This window comes from Stakelama saccharophila, from assembly GCF_032229225.1.
Taxonomy (GTDB): domain Bacteria; phylum Pseudomonadota; class Alphaproteobacteria; order Sphingomonadales; family Sphingomonadaceae; genus Sphingomonas; species Sphingomonas saccharophila.
On sequence record NZ_CP135076.1, the window covers coordinates 120,896 to 144,953 of the forward strand.

Below are 24,058 nucleotides of genomic sequence, written 5' to 3' on the forward strand. Positions count from 1 at the left end.
GCTATCTGGGCCTGGTCCCTATGGCGACGAACACACCAGGCCGCCGCGGCTTACCATCATCGAAGATCACAGCTTCAAACGCAACTGTGGTACTAGGCGGGCCGCCGCACCATCATTCCCTCTTGAGCAAAGAACTGGGTCGGCGCAAAGTCCGTGAAATAGGTCACGGTACAATTATGATCTTTCGCGTATTTCAACGCAAGTTCAGCGGCAGCGGCTTCATCACTTCCGGGAAGTGCCATACGATCAGAATTATCAAGATAAAAAATGCCACCAGGTCGAAGCGTAGCAAGTGCCGCGGCTGTGCAGCGGTCGCGAAAGCTGCCGTCAACCATCACTAGGTCAAATCCACCTTCGCAAGGCACCCGAGTGTATTCTTCTATGCTCTCGGCGAGGTGATACTCAACATTGTTGATGCCGTCCTTTTCCAAAGCAGATCGGACTTGGTCATACCACGGTCGAAAATTTTCGACAGACACCACCTGGCCTGCATGCTTAGCATACCACAATGTTGACATACCAGATCCGTATTCCAACACCCGTTTTTCGTTGCTTAAAAACGCGGCAATTTCCAGCGTCGCAGAATAGGAAATCCACGGCAATCGCGGCCTATGACCCAGTAGAACACGGAATAACCCGGAAACAAACGCACGCGGGGCGTTAGCGATGAGCCGACCAGTTGGAACAAGATTTCCCTTGTGGTCATGCAGCCGAGACTTCTGCTGCCTTGATCCCTTGAGTATTTTGGTCAGCATGGCTCGCCTGCGGAAATGAATACCGGCCTCATAGGCGTAGGAGCACAACTAACGCAATAGCTGATCGCTCTGGAATTTGCCCCGCAGAAATGCGATCTCCCATTCGGGATTCTTCAGACGAGCCGCCATCGGAAAAGGCGGTTTAGATTAGCCTTACCAAGTTTCAGCCATCCTATTGTCAATGGGTCTACGAAGTTGTCCACTATCATCCATGTTCAGCCAGCAATGCCGTCGTATCGCCTAGATTTCTTCGATAGATCCGATTTGCTCTTGAGCAAGCGGCTGCTGGTGTATGCGACTCGCTCTAACATGGGGATATTAACTCAACAGAAGGTTAGAAGGCCCTGGCTCCGGGATGTTGGCAAAATTGTAAAAATACTCCCGGGATTATATTGGCAGCGAGGGGTCGCTTCAATTCCGTTTTCTCAAAGAGACATTATTGTTATCTCCGGCAATCCACGAGTGCTCAGCAATATCCTTCTCTTGGCGCGAGCTCGATTACGCGGTGCGCGAACAATTTGGTGGGGACACTATTGGAGTTCAACGTCGAAAAAGTGGCGCCAGGCGCTCAGGCGAATAATGATGCGGGCTAGTGACGCGATACTATTTTATACGGATTCCGAGGCTGTCGAATATTGCGCACTTGGGACGCGAAATCAGCTTCAGTTGGTTTCGGCGCTTAATAATGGTATCGACGTCAGTGCGATCAGGCCAGTTCGTGAACCCTATAGAGCGGAATCGCGCGATCTTGCTGCGTTATTTGTTGGGCGCATTACAGAGAAGGCCGAGTTGAGTCTCGCGCTAGATGCTCTTGCTCAGCCAGAAATGCGGGGAATCACCCTTCACATTGTCGGGTGGGGGCACCTTGCTCCCGAGTTGATTGAAAAGACGCGTTCAATGGGCTTGGATAAGCAAGTCCATTGGCATGGCGCAATGAACCAAGAAGCTGAAATTGCAAAGATCGCAAACCGCTGTCGCCTATTTCTCTACCCTGGAGAGGTTGGACTTAGCTTAATCCACGGCATGGCTTATGGGCTCCCCGCGGTTGTACATTCTGATCGTCGGAAGCAAATGCCCGAGATAGCAGCGTTTATAGATGACGAGACGGGGAGGAGCTTTTGCCGAGGGGAACCGGCTAGTCTCGCCGCAGTCGTGTCAGATGCGGTGCGGGACACTGAACAATTGAATAGATGGTCGGAAAGATGCATCCATCAAGCGGACGAGAATTTCAACACACAGGCCATGGCCCACCGGTTTGTTACGCTGATCCAGCGCCTAGAAAGTATGCACTTAAGCCCCGCTGATCTTAACTAGATGTGGCCCATTACAGCATCTAGCACTACTTTGGCAGAATTGGGGGCAGTGCGTTTGGCAGGGAGCAACCGCACTGAGGGCATTGCCGGGGCGGCGGTCGCGACAGACGATCAAGGATGGCTTGTCGAACTGCCGGCAGACTGGGCTGAGGTGGCGGGCCGGGGACTTTTTTTCCGTCCCGCCTGAGCGAGCCTGCGGGTTTGAAGGAAGGCATATGCCATCATCGTCATGAGTGCGTGACGATGCAGCCCGGTCCAGGAGCGCCCCTCGAAGTGGTCGAGACCAAGCTCTTCCTTGAGCTGCTGGTGTGCCTGCTCGCAGATCCAGCGCGCTTTGATCGCGCCGGCCAGATCCCGGATTGGGGTGTCGGCTGGTAAATTCGAGAGATAGTATTTTCGCTCGCCGTTCGAGCGATGCTCGCCCACCAGCCATGCCTCTTCGCCGGGCATGTGCTGGGCTCCGGCGGAACCGATCCGTTGCGGTGCGCCATCGGCAATGCGCACACGCATAGCGGCGAAGCGCGCGACCAAGCGTCCTTTCGTTCCCCGGCGCCAGCTTACCTTACGCCACTTCTCGTCTTCGAGCATGGCGTGTGCGGCCCGGGATTTGGCGTCCGGCACGTGCCGCACCCGCGGTCGCCCGCGGTTCGCCACCGGGAAGATCAGTTGCACGTCGGCCGGGTAGACCTTCTGGTGGCGGGGAATGCCGACGGCCCAGCAAAGATCCCGTGCGCTCAATGCCTGCCGGAACGGCGCCGATAGGCCATAGCCCGCATCCGCCAGCACGCAGCCGAAGCGAACCCCGGCGGCGATGGCTCGGTCGATCTGCTCGATGGCGATCTCGGGCTTGGTACGGTAGCTCTGCAAAGGCTCGGGCACGCCGGCCCGCGCCATCCGGGCCGTGTCACTGGTCCAGCTTTCCGGCAGGAACAGCCGCAAGCTCAGCATGACCGGCACCTCCCCCGAGGCCAGAGTCATCGACACCAGCGTCTGGCAGTTCGCGTTCTTGCCCAACGCTGTGGCATATTGGGGCGCGACCCCAACGGATGCCTTGCCCTTTTTCGGCAGCGCAGTGTCGTCGATGATCAGCCAGGCCTTGTCGCCGCCGACCAGTTCGTTTGCTTGGCTCCACAAAGTCTTTTCCAGCGGGGCGCTGTCCCACAGGCCTGCCCCGATGAAATGATGTAGCCGATCATAAGAAACAGCATCCGAGCGCGCCGCCATGGGCTGGATGCTCTTTCGATCGCCTGGCCCAATTAGGCCGGCAATATAGGCCGGGCACATCCGCCGCCGCGTCTTATTCCCCAGACCTTCCAGATATGGCGCGAGCCACTCCTCCAGATCTGCCTGCCAGTCCCCATCCATCGCCAGCCTCCACCAGAGCTGGCTCCCCATGAATCACGCAATCCGCTCCAAGGGAATCCCAAAAATTACACTTCTGCCAAAGTAGTGCTAGATTAGAGAAAATTTTCTTCCGTCGTCCACCGCCGGCAATAGGTATCGCACGGTTCCGCGCCAAGGGCTTCGGTCGGCAAAGCCTAATACGAGCTTTAATTCGCCGTGCTGTCCTCGTACCGCTCGCAAGGGGAAGCCTTCCGGCACCGCCTGCTTGGACTGGGCATGCCGAACCTGCCCATCAACAATTTCGAATTCTCCACGTAGCAACCTAAAGGTTTTGGCGGAACCGGCTACGACATCGATTACAAGATGATGATAATGTCTAAAAGATGAGAGCTTCGCGATCGTTCGCGAGTGTCCAGTGGGCCATTCACAGATTATCTCCGCTGACTGAGGGTGCCATGTTAAATACACGCGCCCCTCCGCTAGACCAACTTCAAGTTGTCGCATTTCTCGCATGGTTGAACCACCCGAATCTGGTCGCATATTCGTCAGCACTGATGGATGGCAAAGACCCTTGCCCGACCCGTCCACGATCTGACAATTGGTTATTTCGATCTCAAAGCAGTTGGTTCCGTCGACGGCTATTGCATGGGCATCGGGTGCGAGATTGGCGAACCGCAAACCGTTGAAACGAACCCGACGGGATGCGAAGACGTGGGCGGCGCAACGGGGGATCGAATGATTGGCATCGACCGCATCCCCCCCCGGCGTGCGGATGATGCCTCCCTCGAATAAAACGGAGCTCGCTCCGGACGCTGCGAAGGCTACCTCGATTCCGGGTACCGCGAAGGACTTTCCCCCGCGCGTTACTGTGCCATCAAAATCGAGATCAAGGCCGCGTACTAAGATGTTTTTTTGGACGTCGTTGTCGCTGTTGTTCGTGACCTTAAACTGCCCGCCACGCGCATAAAAATTCTCGACAACGGCATGTTCCGGTGATTCCTCGAGAAACGCACAATATCCTTCTGCGTCATTGGCACGAGCAGCGTAGGAACAATCCCTCCAAGTTACTCGACGGGTTCCGCGAGCACACGAGATGCCGCTATACCCAGAAAAGGCGACATTATCGTATACGACGTGGTCGGAAAAAGCGACGAAGCCCGTCGCTGCCTCCCCATCAATAATAGCGTCACGGAGAGATACGACATAGGCCAGCTGGATCGAATGTGAGTATACCACCTCGGGCGCATCGAAGGCACCAAGCCTGAAATTTTGCACAGTTGAGGCTATGCTAAGAGGCGCAGTTGGGCAAGTAACAAACGAGTCTCTACGATTGAGGTCAGCCTGTAACGGCGTCGAGAACTGCAGCGAGCTATCGTCTTCATCGACAGTGACGACGGTGAGGAACTGCTTGTCAGCAGGAATGAGGTTGCCGCGAGAACTGTTCTGCGAACGCCCTCCCACGACCATAACGATCTGACCCGGCACGTAGCCTTTGATCGTTGCCGGGAAAATTCGTGCATCGCCGCGACGGACGTTCCGCAGCAATGGTTGAAACCAGTTCGTTGCCTCTCCGCGAGCTGCCCCGATTATCAGACTCCCAGTTCTTCCAGTGCCAGCAATTTGCGCGCCGCCGTCGGACGTAACGAGTTGTCCATAGCCAGCAACGGTTAGGGGGCTGTGAACGTGCTGGAAACCGACGCCTAGGGATCCATCATGATACTGCGACGTGCGCAGCCGTTGCTTAGAAAAGGCCGGCGCAGTCAGCGTTGTGCCTCCGGCGACTGCACCTACTATAACCGCTCTGCGCGAGAGATTGGCTTCGCGCGGGCCACTAAGCGCGAATGTCATACGGTCGCTACCGTTTGGTCGACGAGAACTGACACGCTGCTTCTCTCCTTCCGGCAATCTCCACAGAGTTGATAGCATATTCTTCACGCAGCGCTCACAACTGAGGATACCCCCCCATTGCATCAAACCCATTTCGATTTCGCCAGTGGTCAATCGCAATAAGCCTGAAGCCGCCAGCCACGTCTAAAATTTACAACACCAAGCAGCCTGCCGGTCGCCAAACATCAACTGCAGGAAGCCAGTTCACATCTTAGGCATACGTTGGCTGCGCGAATTGCGCTCCGAAACCAAACATCCTCCACGATCTTGGCGCCTGTGAAAACTGAGAGTAACTCGCAGCGCGCACCATTTTTAGAATGTTGCACAATTAGTGGCCGAAGCGCTTAATTCCTCGCCGCCGCAGGCGAGCGCGTCGGCGGCGTAACAACCCTTTGACGGCGATGGGTACGCTAATCACCACCACTAGGGCAATCAGCCCATATCCAAGCAACTCTCTGTCCAAGTTGATCATAGCATTCCGATATATTGGCCGCGCCCAATGCACAATTTGAATGGAAGAAACTCAACTCAATAGGCCAGTCGGCGAAGATGAATTCGGTCGCTCAGCAATACATGAAGGCGGAGCTCACCGCCTATACTACGGCATGATTCTCATCGAACTTCTGCCTACGACGACCCAACCAATAACCGGCCACGACGATCAACGCCATCATCAAAGGTGTTCGACTTGGATAGTCGAACGCGCTAGCGAAAAATACCAAAAGCAAAATTGCCGAACCACACCTCAGAGATGGCGCAGTCGTCCCGGCATTGGGCTTCCAAGCCGTTATACTGGCCGAGATCCACCATACGCCCGCCGCTATAGCAAGAAAAATTCCAAGGGCACCACCTTCAATGGCTATTTCGAGAAAATCGTTGTGCGCGCGGTTGAAGTAGCTAGGCTTTAACAGCGCAAACGGTTCGTGGATCCGGAAGATCGGATCAAAGCTGCCAAGCCCTGTACCAACCGGGAAATATACATCGGTTATGTTCAGTACTTCCGGCAACGCGCGGAGACGGAGATCTTCTGTTGTAGTCATGGCAAAAGCGCGGTCAATCGACGACGCTCGGTCTACCGAGACGGCAAGAATCACGACAACAGCTACCAGCGCCAACACCGCCAGGACCGCGGCGGGAAACAGCCACTTCGGAAAGTGACGAAATGCCTTGCTCACGTGATCGCGCACTATAAACATCGCGATCGGAACCGACAGGGCAGCCAATGCCATCCCCACTCGCGATCCACTTGCCAGCGCGGTCAGCAGAAACAACAGCAGCAACCCGATCGCAATCGGAGCACGCCACGTTAAATTGTGGCGGTCGAGGATGCCCCAGACCGGCGCCAGCAGGCAGCCAAACGCGAGGATCAACGCGAAGTGGTTGCGGTTGGCGAAGGGGCCGCTGACTGAGCCCACATCATCAATGAACGGATTGTCGAAATGCGAGCCCGAGAACTGCATCAGCCCGAGCAGCATTGCTGCGGTGATGAGGATCAGCATCACTGTCGGCAGGCGGCGGCGATCCTCTTCGCCGAGAAGGCTCAGCAGCAACAGCGTCGCGGTCGGCACCAGAAGCGAGAACAGCGCATTCCAGGTGAGGCTCGGCACGATCGAGATCGGCCGCCAGGGCTGTTCGTGCCCGGCAATCACGGCGGCCTGCGACATCCATTCGCGCCCCGGCAGGCTCTGCCAGATGCTGGGTGGCAGCGGGATGAGTTGCAAAACGGCCAGCGCCGCGGAGGCGGCCAGAAACCACCAGAGCGGCTTCGTCTCCGAAAAGGCGGGTCTGCCGCAGAACAGCAGGGCGATCACGATCACCGCGACCGATGCGAACCGGACGACCACCTGCCCCAGTTGATCGGGCCGCGACGTGCCGCCGGCGATCCACAGGGCGCCCAGGAGCAGCACCAGCAATATCAGCGGAAGTCCGGGGCGGCGGAATCGTGCGGCGGATGATCTGCGCGTCTGCATCGTCTCTCGCGCTTATGAAATTTTGAGCCCGAAGCAAAGCGCAGGCTGCATCCATGGTGCAGAAAGGCATGCTGCGGGCGCCCTTCGCGGTGCGCCTCTGGCGAGCCGAAACGCATCCCTCACCCCAGCATCCCGAGCATCAGGAGCGCGAGCACGAACAGGAGCGCGATGATGCCCATGAACACCAGCAGCACCAGCTCGCGCCACAGCGCGGAAAACCAGGTGAGCCCATAGGCTTCCTTGAGCTGGCGGTGGACATGCCAGAGCGGGATCACCGTGCCGGCGATCGCCAACACCGTCGCGTTGACACCAACCGCCGCCGCGATCGTGATGCCAATGAACAGCAGCGACATGAACGCGATCGAATAGGTCACGAACACCGCGTGATCGTACATGTGCACGCCGCGCTTCCAGAAGAAGAGCAGCCACATGAAGGGCAGCGAAATGGGGATCAGCAACCAGGAGAATTTATAGCTGCTCGACTGCAGCTTGTAGAGCATGAGCCCGGGGTTCTTCTGCCATTTCTCGATGCCGTGGTCGAGCCGTTTCCACCCGGTATGCGCTTCGCCGCCGCTCGCCGTCTGGAGACCCGGAGCGACGCGGTCGAGCGTCGACAGGCTCTCCTCGACATCGCGCAACTGCCGCTCGACCTGCTGCCGTTCGGCAGATCCCGCCGCGGCTTCGTCGCGCTTCGCGATCAGTTCCTTGCGATTGTCGCGGGCCTGGTCGCGGGCATAATCGACGCCCGCCCTCACCTGCGCCGATCCGTTCAGCTCCGCCGGCGCGCTGATGCCGAGCACCATGAACACCGCGAACATCGTGAAGACGGAAAACAGGAACAGCGCCATCGGCGTCACGAAGCGCGCACGCTCGCCCGCGATATAGCGCCGGGTCAGCCGGCCGGGATGCCAGGCGAGCAGCGGCAAGGTGCGCCAGAGCTTGCCCTCGAAGTGAAGCACCCCATGTAGGAGTTCGTGACCGATCGCGCCGAGCGATCGATGGACATGGGCGCTCTGCCCGCAGCGATGACAGTGCGGACCCGACAGCCGGGTTCCGCAGTTTAGGCATAGACCGCCGCCGCCGTCGCCCGCATATTCGCCGTGCGACGGCTCTATGGCGCGCCCGATCAGCGCGCCGGTGGCGATGTCGCCCGCTGCTTCGATCCCCCCGGTCATGCCGGGTGGATTAGCACAGTTTTCGCGCGAATCGAGCGCCCGAATGACGAGGAACCGGAGGACCGAATGAACGCCACCGCCACGCCCATCACCGACAGCCAGAGCCCGGAGGCCATCGTCGCCGATATGGGCCGGCGCGCCCGCACCGCGGCAAAGACGCTCGCCACCATGTCGAGCGCCGACAAGGCCGCCGCGCTGAAACAGGCCGCCGCCGCGATCCGCGCGGATGCGGATGCGATCAAGCAGGCCAATGCGACGGACATGGAAAATGGCGAGGCCAAGGGCCTCACGCCCGCCATGCTCGACCGGCTGAAGCTCGACGACGACCGGATCGAGGGCATCGCCGCCGGCGTCGCGGCGGTGGCCGGCCTGGAAGACCCGGTCGGCACCGTCGTGTCGACCAGCGAGCGGCCCAACGGGCTGAAGATGCAGCGCGTGCGCGTGCCGATCGGCGTCATCGGCATCATCTATGAAAGCCGCCCGAACGTCACCGCCGATGCCGGCGCATTGTGCGCGATGTCGGGCAATGCCGCCATTCTGCGCGGCGGATCGGAAGCGATCGAGAGCAACCGCGCGGTGCACAAGGCGCTGGTGAAGGGCTTGACCGAGGGCGGTATGCCCGCCGACGCCGTGCAGCTCGTCCCAACGACCGACCGTGCCGCGGTCGGCGCGATGCTCACCTCGGCGGGCGTCATCGACCTGATCGTGCCGCGCGGCGGCAAGAGCCTGGTCGCGCGCGTGCAGGACGAGGCGAAGGTTCCGGTGCTCGCCCATCTCGACGGCATCAACCACACCTTCATCGACAAGGATGCGAAGCCCGAAATGGCACGCGACATCGTGGTCAACGCGAAGATGCGGCGCACCGGCGTGTGCGGCGCGCTGGAGACGCTGCTGATCGACCGCGCCTATCCGGACCCGGCGCCGCTCATCGCCGCCTTGTCCGAATCCGGCTGCGAGGTGCGCGGCGATGCGGACGCGCAAAAGCTGGGCGCCAATATCGCCGCCGCCAATGACGAGGATTGGGATACCGAATATCTCGAGCCGATCGTGTCGGTGAAGTTCGTCGACGGGCTCGAGGGCGCGATGGCGCATATCGCCCAGCACAGTTCCGGCCATACCGACGCGATCGTGACGGAGAACAAGGACACCGCCGACAAATTCCTGGCCGCCGTCGATTCGGCGATCGTGATGTGGAACGCCTCCAGCCAGTTCGCCGATGGCGGCGAGTTCGGGCTCGGCGCGGAAATCGGCATTTCGACCGGTCGCCTGCACGCCCGCGGCCCCGTGGCGCTGGAAGGGCTCACCACCTATAAATGGGTCGTGCACGGCACCGGCCAGACGCGGCCGTAACGCCTTCCGACGGGACGTGCCCGCGCGCAAAAATCTCCGCGGCGGGCCGCGTCGCCACTACCGATCTCCAGGAGGTTCATTCATGCGCTACAATCCGCTGGGCCGCACCGGCCTGTTCGTATCCGAACTCTGCCTCGGCACGATGACCTTCGGGTCGAAGGGCATGTTCGGCGAGATCGGCGGGCTGGGCCAGGACGATGCGGACAGGCTGGTGAAGACCGCGATTGACGCCGGCATCAACTTCATCGACACCGCCAACGTCTATTCGCTCGGCCAGTCCGAGGAGATCACCGGACAGGCGATTCGCAATCTCGGCCTGTCGCGCGCCGATATCGTGCTCGCGACCAAGGCGCTCGGGCCGATGGGCGACGGTCCCAATCGGCGCGGCGCCACGCGCAAGCATCTGCTCGAAGAGATCGAGGCCAGCCTGAAGCGGCTCGGCACCGATTATGTCGATCTCTACCAGGTGCATGGCTGGGATCCGGCCACGCCCATCGACGAAACGGTGCGCGCGCTGGAGACGATCGTGGCGCACGGCCATGCCCGCTATGTCGGCGTGTCCAACTGGCAGGCCTGGCAGGTGATGAAGGCGCTGGGCATTTCCGAACGGCTCGGGATCGCGCGCTTCGAAAGCCTGCAGGCCTATTATACCCTTGCCGGGCGCGACCTGGAGCGCGAGATCGCGCCGATGCTCGAATCCGAAGGGCTGGGCCTGATGGTGTGGAGCCCGCTCGCCGGCGGCTATCTGACCGGAAAGTATCGCGGTTCCGACAGCGGCGGCCGGCGCTCGGGTTTCGATTTCCCGCCGGTGGACGGCGATCGCGGCGATGCGGTGCTTGACGCGATGGCGCCGATCGCCAAGGCGCACGACGCGTCGATGGCGCAGATCGCGCTCGCTTGGCTGCTGCACCAGCCGCGGGTGACGAGCGCCATCGTCGGGGCGAAGAAGCTCGACCAGCTCACCGACAATCTCGGCGCCGTCGACATCGCCCTGACGCAGGACGATCTCGAATCGCTCGGCGCCGCAAGTGCGTTGCCGCCGGAATATCCCGGCTGGATGCTCGAGCGGCAGGGCGAATATCGCCGCGATCAGATGGACCGGCGCCTAAGCGGACGATGAAGGTCGGGCTGCTCGGCGGATCGTTCAATCCCGCGCACGAGGCACACCGGGCGCTGTCGCTCGACGCGATGCGGGCCTTGGCGCTGGACGAGGTGTGGTGGCTGGTATCGCCCGGCAATCCGCTGAAGGACGATCGCCGCGACATGGCGCCGTTCGCCGCGCGCATGGCGTCTGCCCGCGAAATGGCGAAGCGCGCGGCGATCCGGCCCACCGATATCGAGCGGCGGCTGGGCACGCGCTACACCTGTGACACGATCCGAAAGCTCAAGCGGCGGTTTCGCCAGCATGATTTCATCTGGCTGATGGGGGCGGACAATCTCGACCAGTTCCACCTCTGGCGCGACTGGCGGGGAATCGCGCGCGAGGTTCCGATTGCGGTGATCGCGCGTCCGGGGTATGATCGCCGTGCCCGGGCAGGTGTTGCCACGGGTTGGCTGCGGCGCTTCGTGCGGCCCGCAGGCCAGGCGAAAAACTGGACCAAGTGGAGATTGCCGGCCCTCGTGCGCTTGCGCTTCCGCCCCGATCCAATGTCGGCGACCGCGATCCGCGCCGCCGATCCGGCCTGGCACCGGCGCTTTGCGCCGTCCCCGCAAAATCCCGCACGGACTGAGCAAACCTAGGAGCTATCTTGGCCACATCCCCTCAAGTGACACGCGCGTCCGACCCCGACGAGGTGGCGGCGTTGCATCAGCTTGTGCTCGACTCCCTCGACGACGATCAGGCGGTCGAGACCGTGTCCATCCCGCTGGCGGGCAAGAGCAGCATCGCCGATTACATGGTCGTCGCCTCCGGCCGCTCGACCCGGCAGGTCGCCTCCATGGCGAACAAGCTCGCCGAGAAGATCAAGGCGCGGTTTCACCAGACACCCCGGATGGAGGGGCTGCCGACCGCCGACTGGGTGCTGATCGACGCCGGCGACGTGATCATCCACCTGTTCCGCCCGGAAGTGCGCAGCTTCTACAATCTCGAGCGGATGTGGGCGTTCGGCGACACGCCGGGCACCGACGCCTGACACCCACGCGCCCGTGCTGATCCATATCGTCGCGCGCGGGCGCATCGGGCGCAGTCCCGAGGCCGATCTCGTCGCCCGCTATCTGAAGCGGGTGACCTGGCCGGCGCGCATCACCGAATTGCCCGACCGGGGCGGCAGGATCCCTCCCGCCGAATCCAACACTCGCCTCATTCTGCTGGACGAATCGGGCCGCGACATGCCCTCGACCGACTTCGCCGCCCTGCTCGGCCGCTGGCGCGACGACGGGGTGCGCGAGGCACGCTTCATGATCGGGGCGGCCGACGGGTTCGACGATGCCGAGCGGGAGAAGGCGGACCTTTTATTGTCCTTCGGCCGGCTGACCTGGCCGCACATGCTGGCCCGCGCGATGCTGGCCGAGCAATTGTGGCGCGCGGTCAGCATCCTTGCCAACCATCCCTATCACCGCGAAGGATAGGCCACGTGGCGCGGCGCGCGATCCTGCTGCTGGGCGTCCTGGGCGCCGCGCTGACTGGCGGCGCGGCGACGATCCTTCCCGCGCAGAGCCGCAGCGATGTGGAACGCGAGCGGCTGCGCGAGGCCAAGGAACTGTCGGCGCGGGCCGATGCGCGGGCCGACCGCCTGGCGAAGGCGGCCGCCGCCGAGCGCGACGCCGCCGAGCGCGCGCGGGCGGAGCGCGCCTCGGTCGCGGCCCGGATCGACGCGGCCCGTTCCGACATTGCGGCAGGCCGCGCGCGGGTGGCGCTGGTCTCGTCCCGGCTGCGCTCGGCGCGCGGGCGACTGGCGGAGCGACGCGCCCCGCTCACCCGCCTGATGGCGGCGCTGCAATCCATGGCGCGGCGGCCCGCCCTCGTCAGCATCGCCCAGCCGGGTTCGACGCGCGACATCGTCCATGTCCGGGCGATGCTCGGGACGCTGATGCCGGTCATCCGCGCGCGCACGGCCGACCTGCGCACCGATATCGCCGATGTCGCCCGATTGCGGGCGCAGTCCGCGCTCGCCCTTGCCAGCCTGCGCCGCGGCCAGCAGGAACTCGAACATCAGCGCATGGCGCTGCTGGAGCTGGAGGCGGAGCACCGCATGCGATCGAAGGCACTGGCGGCGCATGCCCTGCACGAATCGGATCGCGCCATCGCGCTGGGCGAGCGTGCCCGCGATCTCGTCGACCGGATGGACCGGTTGCGCGACGCCGCCGCCACGGAGGCGAGCCTCGCGCCGCTGCCGGGGCCGCTGCCGCGCCCGGAGGGTGGACCGGCGCCCGCCGCGCGGGCCGCGTCCGGCGCCGCGCCCTATGTCCTGCCGGTGGCGGGCAAGGTGGTGACGGGCCTGGGCGAAGTGTCGCAAAACGGCGTTCGGTCCCGCGGGCTGACGCTGGCGACGGCACCGGGCGCAGCCGTGCGCGCACCGGCAGCCGGGGTCATCCGCTTCGCCGGCCCGTTCGAATCCTATGGCCGCATCGTCCTGATCGCGCATGAAGATGGCTGGACCACGCTGGTCACCGGCCTCGGCGCCACCAGTCGCAAGCGGGGCGCGCATGTCCGCCAGGGGGAGGTGATCGGCCGCGCGCCGGACGGCGACGAGCCGAAGGTGACGGTGGAACTGCGGCGCAAGGGCGAACCCGTCGACATCACCGGCCTGCTCGGCTGACGGGGCGCACCGTCGGCACGCGTCGGTCACGCCCCGTTCAACCGCGATCTGCTTTGATCCGGGGTCGAAAGCCCGCTATCACCGACCGGTCACATTCCTTTTCGCGTTTCTCGAAAGTTCCCTCCATGTCCCGATCCCTGCTGCAAGCCACCGCGATCGTCGGCGCCCTGGCCCTGGTGCCGCTGTCCACCAGCGCCATGGCCCAGGTCGATACCGACAGCTACCGGGAACTCGATCTCTTCATGGACGTGTACAACACGGTGAAGGAAAACTACGTCGACAAGGTCGACGACAAGACGCTGGTCGACGGCGCGATCGACGGCATGTTGTCTGCGCTCGACCCGCACAGTTCCTATGTCGATGAACTGGATTTCGAGAATCTGCAGATCCAGACGCAGGGCAATTACGGCGGTCTCGGCCTGGTGGTGACCGAAGTGGACGGCGCGGTGAAGGTGATCGCGCCGACCGAGGATACCCCGGCCGACCGCGCCGGGATCAAGGCCGGCGACTATATCACCCATATCGATGGCAAGCTGATCTATGGCGAGCCGCTCGACAGCGCGATCGAGAAGATGCGCGGCGAGCCGGGCACCGACATCACCCTGACGCTCGTGCGCCCCGGCAAGGAAAAGCCGATCGAGGTGACGCTGACGCGCGCGATCATCGAGCAGAAGCCGGTGAAGTGGGAGATCAAGGACGGCGTCGGCGTCCTCAACATCAACACCTTCTCCGCCACCACCGGCGCCGACACGCGCGCCGCCATCCAGGCGATCAACAAGAAGCTGGGGCACAAGCCGCTCGGCTATGTCGTCGATCTGCGCGCGAACGGCGGCGGCCTGCTCAGCCAGGCGATCGAGGTGTCCGACACCTTCCTGACGCATGGCGAGATCGTGTCGCAGCGCGGCCGCGACGTGGATATCGAACGCTATTACGCCGAATCCGCGGTGCCGGGTGACGTGACCGACGGCCTGCCGATCGTGGTGCTGGTCGATGCCGGCACGGCCTCGGCCTCGGAAATCGTTGCCGGCGCGCTGCAGGACCATCATCGCGGCCTGGTCATGGGCGAGCGGACCTTCGGCAAGGGATCGGTGCAGACGCTGCTGCCGCTGGGCCCGAAGAGCGCGCTCCGGCTCACGACGGCGCGCTACTACACGCCGTCGGGCCAGTCGGTGCAGGAAGGCGGCGTCGAGCCCGACATCCGCGTGCCGCAGCTTTCCGATCCCGACTTCGCGGACCGGCCGGTGTTCCGCGAGGCGGACCTGCGCCACCACCTGATCAACGAAAAGGATGTCGACCATTCCATTCTGGAAGCGGACGACAAGGACGACCCGCGGTTCGACGCGACCGCCGAGGCGCTCGAAAAGAAGGGAATCGAGGACTACCAGCTCCATTATGCGGTACAGGCGATCGCGCGGCTGGGCGGCGCGGCGCAGGTCGCGAAGAAGTAGGGACGGACCCGCTTTCACTATGCGCGATACCCATCTGAGTGCGGCGCGCTGGACCGCGTTGCTGCTGCCGCTGGCGCTGCTGGCAGGGGCGCTGGGCTCGCAATATCTCGGCGGATTGTTCCCGTGCGAGATGTGCCATTGGCAGCGCTGGCCGCACTACGCCGCCGTGGTCGTCGCGGCATCGTCCTTCCTGACGCGCCGGCCCGGCGTGCAGCGACCGCTCGTGGCGCTCGCCGCCGTGCTGATCGCCCTCAGCGGGGCGATCGGCGTCTTTCACGCCGGCGTTGAATATCACTGGTGGCAGGGCATCACCGCATGCAGCATGACCGTGAACGCCGGCGCGCAAGGGGATTTCCTGAAAAACCTGCTCGCCGCGCCCGTGGTGCGGTGCGACGTCGCGCAGTGGCGGTTCCTCGGCATTTCGCTTGCCGGATATAATGCGATCTTCTCGCTCGGCGGTGCGTTCACCATATTCGTTTTGCTGGCGAGGAGGAGCAGATGAGCAAGCGGTGGCTGCCCGGCGATCCGCGCGAACCGACCGATCGCATGATCCGGGTCGATCAGGCCGGCGAGTTCGGCGCGACGCGCATCTATGGCGGTCAGCTCGCCGTGATGGGCGACCGCTCCGATCAAGCCCGCTCGATCGTCGGCATGGCCGAGCAGGAGGAGCGCCACCGCGCATTCTTCGACCGGATGATCGCCGAGCGGGGCGTGCGCCCGACATTGCTCCAGCCCTTCTGGCACGTGGCCGGCTTCGCCCTGGGGGCGGCGACCGCGGCGATCGGCCCGGAGGCGGCGATGGCCTGCACCGTCGCGGTCGAAACCGAGATCGACGAACATTATCAGGAACAGCTCACGCGCATCGGCGACAGCGACCCGGAACTGTCCGACGCCGTTGCCCGCTTTCGGGACGAGGAACTGGAACACCGCGACACCGCGCTCGGTTCGGGCGCGGAGGATGCGCCGGCCTATCCGGTGCTGTCGGGCGTGATCCGGCTGGGCTGCCGCGCGGCCATCGCCGTGGCGAAGCGAATTTGATCCGCGTCCCGACGGTGCAAAGGGTGCGCGAGAAGGAGGCTCTGGCGATGACGAAATGGCTTTTCCCCGCGATTGCCGCAGCAGCACTTCCGCTGTTGCCCGCGCCCGCCCATGCCCAGAACGGAGTGCTGGTCATCTACGGCAACGACAAATGCCCCACCGACGCCGACGGCAATGAAATCGTCGTGTGCGCCCGCCGACCGGAAACCGAACGCTATCGCATCCCCAAACAGTTGCGCGACCTGCAGGTAGAGCCGGAGAACGAAAGCTGGGCGGTCCGTCAGCGGGCGACCCGAAATGTAGGCGATACCGGTATCGGCAGTTGCTCCAATGTCGGGCCCGGCGGATCCACCGGGTGCCTGTCGCGCACGATCGGCAACGGCATGCGCGACGCCCGCGACCGGGCCGAAGCGGCGGACGAAAACCCCTACGCAGACTGAATCGCCCCGCGCGAACGCGGGCGGGATTCCCCGCCGGAGTCGTCCCGCACGACTTTTCGGCGACCGGGGCGCACGAAACTTTCGCGCGATCTCGCCGGTTTGAACAGCGAACCGACAGGAGAAGCCCATGGCAGACGCCCGCATTTTCGAAGACCTGAAGCGCGACCACGACCGCCACCGCGACCTGCTCGCCCGGATCGCCGAAACCTCCGGCGACGGCGAGGAACGCCGCACCCTGTTCGAGAAGTTCCGCGTGGACGTCTCCGCCCATGCCGCGGCCGAGGAGGAATCGCTTTATGCCGCGATGCTCGCAACGCCCGATCTGCGCGACGATGCCCGCCACTCGGTTTCGGAGCACAAGGAAGTCGACGATTATCTGGGCGAGCTTGCCGATACTGACATGTCCTCGAGCGGCTGGCTGACCAGGTTCAAGGAGATGCGGCACCGCTACGAACACCATATCGACGAGGAGGAGGAAGAGATGTTCCCCGCCGCCGCCGAGGACCTGTCGCAGCGCGAGGAGGATCGCATCGCCAAGCTGTTCGAACAGCGCAAGCCCGCCGAAACCCGCCGGGCGGAGGCGACGGAATCGGGCGACGACCGCGCCTGACACCCGGTGCGCGTGCGGACGGTCGTGCTTCCCGCGCCGGACGATTTCGACACCGGAAATGCCGCTGCACCGGGATGGTAAGACGGTGCCGGCCGGGCGCGGTGCGCGGCGATGCACCGGACGACGATCCGGTCAAAGGAGACGATCATGGTCGAAAGAAAGGCAACACGCGGCGACAATAGCGAGGCCGCGCTGGCGGCCTTGCGGGAAGAAGCGGCCGGCTGTCGCCGCTGTCCGCTCTACAAGCCCGCCACCCAGACGGTGTTCGGCGAAGGGCCGGTCGACGCGGCCCTGATGCTGGTGGGCGAACAACCCGGCGATCAGGAGGATCTGGCCGGCCGACCGTTCGTCGGACCGGCCGGCAAGGTGCTCGACGATGCGCTGGAAAAGGCGGGCATCGACCGCGGCACCGTCTATGTCACCAATGCCGTCAAGCACTTCAAATTCCGGCAGCGCGGCAAGCGCCGCATCCACGCCAAGCCCGACAGCGGAGAGATCGAGGCATGCCGTTGGTGGCTGGAACGGGAAACGGTGCTCGTGCGGCCGAAGATGACGGTCGCCCTGGGCGCGACGGCCGCCCGGGCGCTGGTCGGCCGGACCGTCACGATCGGGCGCGAACGCGGCCGGCCGATCACGCTGCCCGAGGGCGGCGAGGGCTGGATCACCGTTCATCCCAGCTATCTGCTCCGCATCCCGGACCGGGAAAGCGCCGCATCGGAGACCGGCCGCTTCATCGACGACCTGCGCGCCGCGCGAGAACGCGTCGCGTGACGGCGGACGGTCTCGACCGGTTCGTCAGCGCCCAGGCACCGGCCTTCGCCGATGCGCTCGCCGAACTGGCGGCGGGCCGCAAGGTTGGACATTGGATGTGGTTCGTCTTCCCGCAGATCGCCGGCCTGGGGCTGAGCGACACCGCGCGCCGCTACGCCATTGCCGATGGCGAGGAAGCGCGGCGCTATCTGGCGCATCCCCTGCTCGGCCCGCGCCTGGCCGAAGCGTTCGACACCACCTGCCGCCACGCCGGCGAGCGCTCGGCCGAGGCGATCTTCGGCCCCGTGGATGCGATGAAGTTCCGTTCGAGCGCAACCCTGTTCGCGGTGACGGGCAGTGCCGCCGCCGCCCGGGCGCTCAACCGCTTCTTCGCCGGCGAGCCCGATTTGAAGACGCTCGAGCTGCTCGGCGCCTAACCGCCCCCGCCGTCCCGATAGGCACGGCAGAAATCGGGGAAATATGCCTCGTCGCCGTCGAACAGGCCGCAGCTCCGCTCGATCTCGTCCTCGATCATCGCGCAGCTATTGGCCATGTTGCACGGCGGATGGGTTGCGGGCGATGCGGCCAGGCACTGCTTCACCAGCGTCTCCGCCTTCTTGCGGCCGGCAGTGGAAAGGCAGGAATCCTCGGATCGCCTCGCGAGCGCGGCCTGTCCGGCAACATCGTCCCCGCCGCGCGCGTCCGCATTTGGCGCCGCGGGCCGGCGAAGCGCATCCAGGCGCGCATCATAGCTTTCGGCGACACAAGCGGCATCGGTACAGGCGTCGCGCAAGGTCAGAAACGCCCGCTGCTCGCTGCGCAGCCGCGCTTCGGCAGCACCCGATGCCTGGTCGACGGCGGTGCGATAGGCAGCAGACAGCGCCCGATCCCGCGCGGCGAGATCGGGATGCGCGCAGATCATCCGCTCGACCGAATTCGATGCTTTGGCGCAGTCATATGCGGGCGCCTCGGCCGCATCGGGGGCGAAGCTCGCCGAGGCCGCACCGCGCACCGGCAGCATTCCGTTCTCGCCCGGCTCGGTCGCCAGGTTCGCGACGGTGGCGGCCTCGTTGCCGGCCCCGGAAGGCGCGCCGCCGCACCCCGCGAGCGTCATCGCCGTCGCCGCCATCATCGTCATCCGCCACCGCATCCGCTTCCTCCACAGCCTCTTTCCCGATCAAGGAACCGAGCAACGCGCGCAAGGTTCATCCGCGCCCTTGTGGCAGGCGGTGTTTTGCGGGCGCCTATGTGCTTGCCAGCAGCGGGCGAATCGCTAGGCTGATGAAAAAATTGGGGGGATTGCATATGCGTATGGGCAAGCATCTGGTGGCGGGTCTCAGCGGGCTTGCCTTGCTGGCCGGTTGCGGCGGGGGCGGAAGCGGCAGCGTGATGGCGCCGCCTTCCGGCAATACGCCCAGTCCGAGCCCGACCCCCGCGCCGACGTCCGGCGAATGTTCGCTCGCCGCGCGGCAACAATGGGTGCTCGATCAGTTCCGCGAATGGTATCTGTTCCCGGATACGCTGCCCGACAATCCCGATCCGTCCCGATATGACAGCGTCCAGGCCTTTATCGACGCGCTGACGGCAACCGCGCGTGCCCAGGACAAGGATCGCTATTTCAGCTATCTCACCTCGATCGAGGAAGAGAATGAATATTACGAGCAGGGCCAGACCGCCGGTCTCGGAATGCGGCTCAGCCTCGATTACACGGCCAGCTTCATCGCCGTGCTGGAATCCTTCGAAAACGGCCCCGCGCTCGCCGCCGGCATCGACCGCGGCACGCGGATCACCGCTATCGGTCCCGACAGCGCCAACCTGACCACGGTCGCCTCGCTATACGATCAGGGCGGCCTGGATGCGGTGAACGATGCGCTCGGTCCGCCGGCCACCGGAACGAGCCGGGCCTTTCGCATCGCCGATGCCGACGGCACCAATTCGCGGGTCGTGACCGTGGCAAAGACCGAATATGCGGTCGACCCGGTCTCCGATCGCTATGGCGCCCGCATTCTTGCCGACAATGGCAAGCGATACGGCTATCTCAACCTCAGGACCTTCATCTCCCCCGCGGAGGCCGATTTGCGCGCGGCGTTCGCCCGCTTCCGCGACGCCGGCATCGACGAGGTGATCGTCGACCTTCGCTACAATGGCGGCGGGCTGGTCTATGTCTCGGAACTGCTCGGCAACCTGCTCGGCGGCAATCGGTCGGGCTCCGATGTGTACGACTATATGACCTTCCGGCCGGAAAAGGCGGATGAGAACACCACGACCTATTTCGATCCGCAGCCCGAATCGATCGGCGCGACGCGGATCGCGTTCATCGGCACGCAGAACACGGCTTCGGCCAGCGAACTCGCGATCAATGCCTTCCGCCCCTATCTCGGCGCCGCCGACGGCCTGATCGGCACCAATACCTATGGCAAGCCCGTCGGGCAGATCGCCCTCGACAAGCAGCAATGCGACGATCGCCTGCGCCTGATCGCCTTCAAGCTCGAAAATGCCGATCACCAGGGCGAATATTATAACGGGCTGGCCGGCACCATGGAGTCGACCTGCCAAGCCGGCGACGACCTGGCGCACCAGATGGGCGACCCGGACGAATCGTCGACCCGCGCCGCGCTGGATTTCCTCGAAGGCAAAAGCTGCTCACCCGTAACGGCGAGCGGCGGCGTCACCACGCAGGGGCCGGACGGCGCCGCCTCGCCCTCGGGCGCTACGATGCAATCGCTCCGCCGGGGCCGCAAGCTGTTGCAGCCGAAAACACCGACCACGCCGCAGCGCGAGCTTCCCGGCCTCTACTGATCGGCGGGCCGCTTGCGAGCCGGCGCTTGCCGGCTCGAAGGGTCTCGCTCCAACTCCAGGCTCCTTGTGCTCCCGCGGAGGCGGGAGCCCGGTCTGGGTCCCCGCCTTCGCGGGGACACATAGATGCGGTTGCGGGGCTTCCGAAAGGTCAGGCTGATCCTAACGCTGACAGCATTCGCCTCCAGTGCGGCCGGCGTGCCGGGCTGTCGCGACCAGGTCCGGGCGCTTCTGCCAGCGGTGGGCTGCCGGCCGCCCGCGGACCCACCTGTTTCCGCGGGCATGGTCCGACCGAAGGGTCAGGCGGTTTCCGCTTCGGCATTGTCCTTGGCGGCAAGCGCGGTCAGCTTGTCGTCGGTGGCATATTCCTCGTCGAGCGTTTCTTCGAGGATGGCGGCGATCTCGCCCCGGCCGAGCTGGTTCGCCCAGGCGATCAGCGTGCCGTAGCGCGTGATCTCGTAATGCTCGACGGCCTGGGCCGACGCGATGAGTGCCGCGTCCAGCACCGCCTTGTCGGCAATGTCGCCGGCAACTTCGTTCGCTTCCTTGATGATGCCGTCGATCGCGGGGCACGTCACCGCCTTGGCACGCTCGCCCAGCATGTCGAAGATGCGTTCGAGCCGTTCGATCTGCCCTTCGGTTTCGCGCAGGTGCGTTTCGAAGCCTTCGCGCAGGGTGGGATCGCTCGCCTTGTCGATCATCTTCGGCAACGCCTTGGTGATCTGATTCTCGGTATAATAGACGTCCTGCAACTGGTGCAGGAACAGATCGTCGAAGCTTTCGATATCCTTGGTGAACAGGCCCATGGTCGCCTCCAACTGGCTGGGATTGCGAGGATATGGGTCGCCGAGGGGATTGGCGACGACCCATATTCCGTACAACGCCGTCTCATGGCCCAAGTTGCTCGGTTCGCGGCGAAATTCGCCGCCGTTCGCCGGAAGGTTCCGTTTGCGCGCCGAGCCGCGCGGGCCGGCGCGGTTCCATCGGAATCGCGCCGGCCGTGCATGGCTTAGGATCGGTCGACATTCAGAAGATGACGAGCCGAAAATGGTGGTTTTGCGTGACCCGGAGCGCAGCGACCTAAAGGGTCGTGAGCACCGGAAGCTCGCAAGGCCGCCATTTGCAGGCCGTCAGGGCTGAATGTCGATCGGTCCTAGTGATCGATCGGCGCGCCCGCCGGTGCTTCGGCCGGCGAATCGGCGGTGGGCGGCGTATCGCCCCCTTCGGCCACGGGCGTGAGGCCGCGGCTTTCCAGCATCGGGCCGATCTGCGGATCCTTGCCGTAAAAGGCGCGGAACATCGGGCCGTAATCCATGGTGTGCCCCCTGGACAGGATCATGTCGCGGAAACGCTGCCCGTTCTCGCGCGTCATGCCGCCATGGTTCTCGAACCATTTATAGGCGTCTTCCTCCAGCATTTCCGTCCAGAGATAGGCGTAATAGCCGCTAGCATAGCCATTGGACCAGATGTGGAGGAAGTAGCTGGAGCGATAACGCGGCGGCACGTCCTTGATGTCGAGCCCCATGCTGGCGAGCGTCTTCGCCTCGAAGGTGTCGACGTCCTGCTTCGGCGCGCCGGCGGGCAGGTCGTGCCAGGCGAGATCGAGCTTGGCGGCGGCGAGCAGCTCGCCCAGCGCATAGCCCTGGTTGAAGGTCGCCGCCTTCTTGATCTTGGCGACCAGCGCGTCGGGGATGACCTCGCCCGTCTTGTAGTTCACGGCATAGTGTTTCAGCACGTCGGGTTCGAGCGCCCAATGCTCGTTGAACTGCGACGGGAATTCGACGAAATCGCGCGCGACATTGGTGCCCGACAGCGTCGGATAGGTCTGGTCCGCGAACAGGCCGTGCAGCGCATGGCCGAATTCGTGGAACATCGTCGTCACGTCGTCGAAGCTGATCAGCGCGGGCTGGCCCTCCGCCGGTTTCTGGAAATTGGCGACGTTATAGATCACCGGCTTGGTGCCCATCAGCTTCGACTGGCCGACGAAGTTCGACATCCAGGCGCCGCCCGACTTGTTGTCGCGCTTGAAATAGTCGAAATATATCAGGCCCTGTTTCGTGCCGTCGGAATCGAACACCTCGAACACGCGCACGTCGGGATGATAGACCGGAATGTCCGTCCGTTCCTTGAACGTCAGGCCATAGAGCTTGTTGGCGGCATAGAAGACGCCGTCTTTCAGCACCTTGTTCAGCTCGAAATACGGCTTCACCTGATCCTCGTCGAGATCGTAGCGTGCCTTGCGGACCTTCTCGGCATATTTCTGCCAGTCCCAGGGCTTGAGCTTGAAATCCTTGCCCGAGGATTCGATCATCTTCTGGATGTCCGCCGCCTCGCGCCGTTCCTGCGCGGCGGTGGCGGGAACGAGCTGCGCCATGAACCGGTCGACCGCCTCCGGCGTCTTGGCCATCTGGTCGGCCAGGACGAAAGCCGAATAGTTCGGAAAGCCCAGCAACTTCGCCTTGTCCGCCCGCAACTGGGCGAGCTGCGAAATGGTGTCGCGGGTATCGTTCTCGCCGCCGTGCGAGGTGCGCAGCCAGCTATTTTCGAACAGCGCCTTACGCGTGTCGCGGTTGTCGAGCGACTGCAGCAGCGGCTGCTGCGTCGTGTTCTGCAGCGGCAGCACCCACTTGCCCGGCATGCCGCGCTCCTCGGCCGCCTGCCTGGCGTTGGCGATCTGCGTCTCGCTCAACCCGGCGAGCTGCGCCTTGTCGTCGATGACGAGCGCGCTTTCCTTCGTGCCCGCGAGCAGCTTCTGCTGAAAGCGCGTCTCCAGCGTGGAGATTTCCTTGTTGAGGTCTTTCAGCTTCGCCTTGTCGGCGGCGGAAAGCTGCGCGCCCGCCAGAACGAAATTCTCGTGATAGACCTCGAGAAGCTGTTCCTGCTCGTCGTTCAGGTTCAGCGTGTCGCGGTTCTGATAGAGCTGCTGCACCCGCTGGAACAGCTTGTCGTTCAGATAGATGGCGTCCTGGTGCGCGGCGAGTTCGGGTGCGATCGTGGACTGCACCTTTTGCAGCGCATCGTTGCTGTTGGCGGACACGATGTTGAAGAAGGTCGCCGTCGCCCGGTCGAGCAATTGGCCGGACTTTTCCATCGCGACGATCGTGTTGTCGAAGGTGGGCGCGGCCGGATTGCCGGCGATTGTCTCGATCTCGGCGAGATGCTGCTTCATGCCCTGCTCGATCGCGGGCAGATAGTCGCTGTCCTCGATCCGGTCGAAGCGCGGCGCGTGATAGGGCAGCGTGCTCTGGGTAAGCAGCGGGTTGGTGTGGTCGGCCGCCTGGGTGGCGGACGCCACCGGCGTCAGGGCGCTGGTCGAAAGCGCGACGGCGGCGGATGCAAGCAGCAGCTTGGAAATCAATGGTCTCTCCTCGAACTGGGAATGGCCCGACCCTAAGCAAGGATCGGCCCGACGTCGAGCCGCATG

22 protein-coding genes and 1 pseudogene are annotated in these 24,058 nt (G+C 63.8%); 15 read left to right on the plus strand and 8 right to left on the minus strand.

The window, feature by feature from the left end; all coding sequences use genetic code 11:
• Nucleotides 1-92 precede the first annotated feature (92 nt).
• Nucleotides 93-755 carry an O-methyltransferase gene (locus RPR59_RS00575; protein ID WP_313915585.1) on the minus strand — a complete coding sequence of 221 codons (663 nt, stop codon included), beginning with the start codon at nucleotides 753-755 and terminating at the stop codon, nucleotides 93-95.
• Between the two features lie 195 nt (nucleotides 756-950).
• Here RPR59_RS00575 and RPR59_RS00580 point away from each other — a divergent pair, with 195 nt between their 5' ends.
• Entirely contained in the window at nucleotides 951-2,069 is a 1,119-nt protein-coding gene (locus RPR59_RS00580; RefSeq protein ID WP_313915587.1) for a glycosyltransferase family 4 protein, read from the plus strand.
• A gap of 110 nt (nucleotides 2,070-2,179) precedes the next feature.
• On the opposite strand, the gene RPR59_RS00585 is transcribed toward RPR59_RS00580, so the two are convergent.
• The 4 genes from RPR59_RS00585 to RPR59_RS00600 all read right to left on the minus strand — a co-directional run bounded on the left by RPR59_RS00585 (nucleotide 2,180) and on the right by RPR59_RS00600 (nucleotide 8,444).
• Nucleotides 2,180-3,433: an IS701 family transposase gene (locus RPR59_RS00585; RefSeq protein WP_432280276.1), complete on the minus strand. Its 1,254-nt coding sequence runs from the start codon at nucleotides 3,431-3,433 to the stop codon at nucleotides 2,180-2,182.
• A gap of 87 nt (nucleotides 3,434-3,520) precedes the next feature.
• Entirely contained in the window at nucleotides 3,521-5,413 is a 1,893-nt protein-coding gene (locus tag RPR59_RS00590; protein WP_313915591.1) for a hypothetical protein, read from the minus strand.
• A 479-nt stretch (nucleotides 5,414-5,892) separates the two neighbouring features.
• A complete protein-coding gene (locus RPR59_RS00595; protein WP_313915593.1) occupies nucleotides 5,893-7,269 on the minus strand; it encodes an O-antigen ligase family protein in 1,377 nt (458 codons plus the stop codon).
• A gap of 119 nt (nucleotides 7,270-7,388) precedes the next feature.
• Nucleotides 7,389-8,444, minus strand: coding sequence for a DUF3667 domain-containing protein (locus RPR59_RS00600; protein ID WP_313915595.1), 1,056 nt, complete (start codon nucleotides 8,442-8,444; stop codon nucleotides 7,389-7,391).
• A 66-nt stretch (nucleotides 8,445-8,510) separates the two neighbouring features.
• Here RPR59_RS00600 and RPR59_RS00605 point away from each other — a divergent pair, with 66 nt between their 5' ends.
• The 13 genes and pseudogenes from RPR59_RS00605 (at nucleotide 8,511) to RPR59_RS00665 (ending at nucleotide 18,275) form a co-directional block, all read left to right on the plus strand.
• The gene (locus RPR59_RS00605; RefSeq protein ID WP_313915597.1) at nucleotides 8,511-9,794 is read left to right on the plus strand and encodes a glutamate-5-semialdehyde dehydrogenase; all 1,284 of its coding nucleotides are present in this window, start codon (nucleotides 8,511-8,513) and stop codon (nucleotides 9,792-9,794) included.
• A gap of 82 nt (nucleotides 9,795-9,876) precedes the next feature.
• The gene (locus tag RPR59_RS00610; RefSeq protein ID WP_313915600.1) at nucleotides 9,877-10,914 is read left to right on the plus strand and encodes an aldo/keto reductase; all 1,038 of its coding nucleotides are present in this window, start codon (nucleotides 9,877-9,879) and stop codon (nucleotides 10,912-10,914) included.
• The gene (locus RPR59_RS00615; RefSeq protein ID WP_313915603.1) at nucleotides 10,911-11,534 is read left to right on the plus strand and encodes a nicotinate-nucleotide adenylyltransferase; all 624 of its coding nucleotides are present in this window, start codon (nucleotides 10,911-10,913) and stop codon (nucleotides 11,532-11,534) included. Before RPR59_RS00610 ends, RPR59_RS00615 begins: the two co-directional genes overlap by 4 nt.
• Before the next feature lie 8 nt (nucleotides 11,535-11,542).
• Entirely contained in the window at nucleotides 11,543-11,926 is a 384-nt protein-coding gene (gene rsfS, locus RPR59_RS00620) for a ribosome silencing factor (protein ID WP_432280277.1), read from the plus strand.
• A 13-nt stretch (nucleotides 11,927-11,939) separates the two neighbouring features.
• Nucleotides 11,940-12,362: a 23S rRNA (pseudouridine(1915)-N(3))-methyltransferase RlmH gene (locus tag RPR59_RS00625; protein ID WP_313915606.1), complete on the plus strand. Its 423-nt coding sequence runs from the start codon at nucleotides 11,940-11,942 to the stop codon at nucleotides 12,360-12,362.
• A gap of 5 nt (nucleotides 12,363-12,367) precedes the next feature.
• Nucleotides 12,368-13,552, plus strand: coding sequence for a murein hydrolase activator EnvC family protein (locus RPR59_RS00630; protein ID WP_313915608.1), 1,185 nt, complete (start codon nucleotides 12,368-12,370; stop codon nucleotides 13,550-13,552).
• Nucleotides 13,553-13,677: 125 nt separating this feature from the next.
• Complete coding sequence (locus RPR59_RS00635; protein ID WP_313915610.1) at nucleotides 13,678-15,000, plus strand: S41 family peptidase; 1,323 nt, start codon at nucleotides 13,678-13,680, stop codon at nucleotides 14,998-15,000.
• A 19-nt stretch (nucleotides 15,001-15,019) separates the two neighbouring features.
• Entirely contained in the window at nucleotides 15,020-15,502 is a 483-nt protein-coding gene (locus RPR59_RS00640) for a disulfide bond formation protein B (protein ID WP_313915612.1), read from the plus strand.
• The gene (locus RPR59_RS00645) at nucleotides 15,499-16,038 is read left to right on the plus strand and encodes a demethoxyubiquinone hydroxylase family protein (protein WP_313915613.1); all 540 of its coding nucleotides are present in this window, start codon (nucleotides 15,499-15,501) and stop codon (nucleotides 16,036-16,038) included. Before RPR59_RS00640 ends, RPR59_RS00645 begins: the two co-directional genes overlap by 4 nt.
• 47 nt (nucleotides 16,039-16,085) lie before the next feature.
• The gene (locus RPR59_RS00650; protein ID WP_313915615.1) at nucleotides 16,086-16,478 is read left to right on the plus strand and encodes a hypothetical protein; all 393 of its coding nucleotides are present in this window, start codon (nucleotides 16,086-16,088) and stop codon (nucleotides 16,476-16,478) included.
• A 127-nt stretch (nucleotides 16,479-16,605) separates the two neighbouring features.
• Nucleotides 16,606-17,088 carry a hemerythrin domain-containing protein gene (locus tag RPR59_RS00655; protein ID WP_313915617.1) on the plus strand — a complete coding sequence of 161 codons (483 nt, stop codon included), beginning with the start codon at nucleotides 16,606-16,608 and terminating at the stop codon, nucleotides 17,086-17,088.
• Between the two features lie 153 nt (nucleotides 17,089-17,241).
• A pseudogene (locus RPR59_RS00660) lies at nucleotides 17,242-17,859 on the plus strand (UdgX family uracil-DNA binding protein); the annotation flags it as partial.
• A complete protein-coding gene (locus RPR59_RS00665; protein ID WP_313915619.1) occupies nucleotides 17,856-18,275 on the plus strand; it encodes a DUF1810 domain-containing protein in 420 nt (139 codons plus the stop codon). The pseudogene RPR59_RS00660 and the gene RPR59_RS00665, both read left to right, overlap by 4 nt.
• Here the strand turns inward: RPR59_RS00665 and RPR59_RS14870 are convergent.
• The gene (locus tag RPR59_RS14870) at nucleotides 18,272-18,988 is read right to left on the minus strand and encodes a lysozyme inhibitor LprI family protein (RefSeq protein WP_313918574.1); all 717 of its coding nucleotides are present in this window, start codon (nucleotides 18,986-18,988) and stop codon (nucleotides 18,272-18,274) included. The two genes, RPR59_RS00665 and RPR59_RS14870, sit on opposite strands and share 4 nt — an antisense overlap.
• A 155-nt stretch (nucleotides 18,989-19,143) precedes the next feature.
• Between RPR59_RS14870 and RPR59_RS00675 the strand changes: the two genes are divergently transcribed.
• Nucleotides 19,144-20,637, plus strand: a complete 1,494-nt coding sequence (locus tag RPR59_RS00675; RefSeq protein ID WP_313915620.1) for a S41 family peptidase — start codon at nucleotides 19,144-19,146, stop codon at nucleotides 20,635-20,637.
• Nucleotides 20,638-20,933: 296 nt separating this feature from the next.
• Here RPR59_RS00675 and RPR59_RS00680 read toward each other — a convergent pair whose 3' ends face one another.
• Entirely contained in the window at nucleotides 20,934-21,515 is a 582-nt protein-coding gene (locus tag RPR59_RS00680; protein WP_313915622.1) for a YciE/YciF ferroxidase family protein, read from the minus strand.
• A 272-nt stretch (nucleotides 21,516-21,787) separates the two neighbouring features.
• Nucleotides 21,788-23,992 carry a peptidyl-dipeptidase Dcp gene (gene dcp, locus RPR59_RS00685; protein ID WP_313915624.1) on the minus strand — a complete coding sequence of 735 codons (2,205 nt, stop codon included), beginning with the start codon at nucleotides 23,990-23,992 and terminating at the stop codon, nucleotides 21,788-21,790.
• Between the last annotated feature and the right edge of the window lie 66 nt (nucleotides 23,993-24,058).